Below are 2,979 nucleotides of genomic sequence, written 5' to 3' on the forward strand. Positions count from 1 at the left end.
AAAGGGCGGATAACGACCTCGGAGGCAACTTTCCTCGAGCTTTTGATACTCTCAAAGAAGTTCGGCCTTGACCCTGTTAGACTATTATCTGCCGTGATGGCCATAATCGAAGAGGAAAATGAGGACTACCTCCGGACGGCGTACTACATGAAGGAGCACAATCTTAATCCCTTCGACGCTGTTCACGCGGCAAAATGCGGAGGAACGATAATCAGCTCGGATAAGGCCTTTGACAGACTGGGAATCAGGAGGATAAAGCTTGAAAAGCCAGAAGAAGAATAGAGGGAAAATCACTTGGTCTTGCCCTTATTAGCTCTAACGCTGGGCCTGACCTTCTCAGCGCCCTTGCCCTTGTTCCTCAGACCGCGACCCTTCTTGCCGGCGCTCGTGAGACCTCTAAACACCCTACCCTTGTGGGGCTTGAGGGCAATCCAGGCTATCTTCGGGTCGCTCTTTATGACCGGGTGGTGCGGGTCGACCATTATGACCTCAAACCACTTGTACATTCCGTCCTCGCCAACCCAGTAGGAGTTGAGAACCTCGAGGTTCGGGAACTTTCTCGCGGCCTTCTCCTCGGCTATCCACTGGAGGCTCTTCTTTGGCGAGTACTTGACCATACCCATCTTGCTCGGCTTCCTTCCGCCCTTCCAGCGGGGCCTCTTCCTGCCGCCGCGCCTAACCCTAACGCGAACGATGACGTAGCCCTGCTTGGCCTGGTAGCCGAGCGAACGGGCGCGGTCAAGCCTCGTCGGCCTCTCAACGCGAACGACAACGGGCTCTCTCCTCCACTTAACCATCCTCTTCTTGAGGAGTTCTCCCACGTAGCTCTTCTTGGGGCTCTTCCAGGCTTCCCTTATGTACTTGTACATTCCCATCTTTCTCCCTCCCACGTTTGTGGTTCTCCGCAGAGCGGAACATCCCGCGGGCGAACCCGCCTAGTCGGTCGAGTTTCGAGGGTTGGTTTTTAAGGGTTGCGGAGGACTAACGTTGATGACAGGAAAACGGTCCGGGCTCATCCTCCTCTTCCTCGCGGTTTACCTCTCCTGGGACGCCTACGCCTTGATCTATCCATTCATCGGGCGCTGGAGCGCAGACGTTACCCGTTCCTTCCTCCACCTGCCACTGACGTCGTATCATTTCGAGTACGCCCTCGTGAGCTGGACGGTCTCTCATCATCACCTCCACGCGCTCATGAGGGCGGTTTATAGGACCGGCTTCGCGGGTAGCTTCTGGCTCCCGGCCTTCTACTTCACATTCGCCGACCCGGAACGGGCTAAGAGACTCGCCGTCAGGTTCGCCCTCGGCTTCGGAATCCTGGCTCTATCTTTTCTGGTATTCCACGTCCATGCACCCCACGTCGTTTACACTCTCCCGGAGCGCTACGCGCCCAACGACTGGACGGCAAGACCTGAGTTCGTTCTCCCATCTCCGCACTGCACGCTGGCCTTCATCGGCCTGCTCTCAGTTCTAGAGGTTAAGAGGAAGGAAACCGCCCCGATTGCAATTTTCCTCGCCTTCGTCCCCATCTCGACGGTTCTCCTCGGTGAACACTGGGTCTGGGACACGGTAGCGGGCTTCCTCGTGGCTCTCGCCGCGGTGTGGCTTGAGAAAAGGGTTTAAGACGGGCAGGAAAAGATAAACCCCGGTGGTGGTATGAGAATAGGAAAGCTCGCAAAGCTGATGAAGGAGAGGGGATTTGATGGAGCGCTCGTCAGTCCGGGCTCGAACTTTTACTATCTAACGGGCATTAGAATCCACGAGGCCGGTGAAAGGCCGACGATTCTGACTTTAAACGCCGACGGGGAGTTTCATCTCCTCGTTCCGAACCTCTACGAGAACATCCTCAGCGACGTGCCCGTTACCTTCTGGCGCGACGGCGAGAACCCCTACGCGAAGCTCGCAACGATTGCCCACGAGCTCGGTATAAGCGACGGCAAAATCCTCATCGAGAACACGATGCGCGCCGACTGGCTCATAGAGATTAACAGAACCGTCCGGATGAGGCCCTATCCGCTGAGCGTTGTGATTAGGGAGCTCAGGATGAGGAAGGACCCAGAGGAGATAAGGCTCATGGAGAAAGCGGCAAAGGTCGTAGATGAGGTTTTCAACGAAATCCTGAGCTGGGATTTAGTTGGGATGACTGAGAGAGAGCTCGCCCTAAAGATAGAGCTCGCGATAAGGGAGCGCTCGGATGGGATTTCCTTTGAGCCGATAGTCGCTTCCGGCGAGAACGGGGCGAATCCCCATCACGAGCCGGGCGAGAGGAAGCTGAGGAAAGGCGACATGGTGATACTCGACTACGGGGCGAGGTGGAAGGGCTACTGCTCCGACATAACGAGAACGATAGCCCTCGGCGAGCCCGACGAGAGGCTCGTGCGGATTTACGAGGTTGTCTGGGAGGCGCAGGAGAGGGCTTTCCGGGCTGTTCGGGAGGGCGTGAAAGCGAAGGAAATCGACGGAACCGCGAGGGGCGTCATCGAGAAAGCTGGCTACGGGAAGTACTTCACCCACAGAACTGGTCACGGGTTGGGCTTAGATGTCCACGAGGAGCCCTACATTGGGCCCGACGGGGAAGTCCTCCTCGAGAACGGAATGACTTTCACGATAGAGCCTGGAATCTACGTCCCGGGGCTCGGGGGAGTTCGCATAGAGGACGACGTTGTCGTGGAGGGAAAGGGGAAGAAGCTGACGAAGGCTGAGAGAGAGCTAATCGTTCTCTGAACGGAACGAGAAAAGCTTTTTCACATCTTCCCTAAGCTCCTCCGCTTTTCCCTTCATAACAACCTTCCCGCCTCCAATAACAATGACTTCATCTGCCAAGCCGTAGACAGGTTCCCAGATGTGGCTTACTATTACAAAGTTTGTGCGCTCTCTGAGCTCCTTTAGGATTTTCACAACTTTTCTAATCTGGTCGAAGTCGAGATTAGCCAAAGGTTCGTCGAGGATTACCAGCCTGGGCTTTCCAATGAACGCCTGTGC

The 2,979-nt window shown here is 55.9% G+C and carries 4 protein-coding genes and 1 pseudogene; 3 read left to right on the forward strand and 2 right to left on the reverse strand.

Annotated elements, in window-relative coordinates; translation table 11 throughout:
• Positions 1 to 282: type II toxin-antitoxin system VapC family toxin (locus MVO87_RS08685; RefSeq protein WP_297552900.1), on the forward strand; the 282-nt coding region annotated here is incomplete at its 5' end.
• An 8-nt stretch (positions 283 to 290) separates the two neighbouring features.
• Here the strand turns inward: MVO87_RS08685 and MVO87_RS08690 are convergent.
• Positions 291 to 875, reverse strand: a complete 585-nt coding sequence (locus MVO87_RS08690; RefSeq protein ID WP_297516784.1) for a 50S ribosomal protein L15e — start codon at positions 873 to 875, stop codon at positions 291 to 293.
• Positions 876 to 990: 115 nt separating this feature from the next.
• Here MVO87_RS08690 and MVO87_RS08695 point away from each other — a divergent pair, with 115 nt between their 5' ends.
• The gene (locus MVO87_RS08695) at positions 991 to 1,620 is read left to right on the forward strand and encodes a phosphatase PAP2 family protein (protein WP_297552902.1); all 630 of its coding nucleotides are present in this window, start codon (positions 991 to 993) and stop codon (positions 1,618 to 1,620) included.
• 33 nt (positions 1,621 to 1,653) lie between these two features.
• The gene (locus MVO87_RS08700; protein ID WP_297552904.1) at positions 1,654 to 2,721 is read left to right on the forward strand and encodes a M24 family metallopeptidase; all 1,068 of its coding nucleotides are present in this window, start codon (positions 1,654 to 1,656) and stop codon (positions 2,719 to 2,721) included.
• Here the strand turns inward: MVO87_RS08700 and MVO87_RS08705 are convergent.
• Positions 2,707 to 2,979, reverse strand: a pseudogene (locus tag MVO87_RS08705) (ABC transporter ATP-binding protein); the annotation flags it as partial. The gene MVO87_RS08700 and the pseudogene MVO87_RS08705 overlap by 15 nt on opposite strands.

It is taken from the genome of Thermococcus sp. (assembly GCF_027063845.1).
In the GTDB taxonomy this organism is placed as follows: Archaea; Methanobacteriota_B; Thermococci; order Thermococcales; family Thermococcaceae; genus Thermococcus.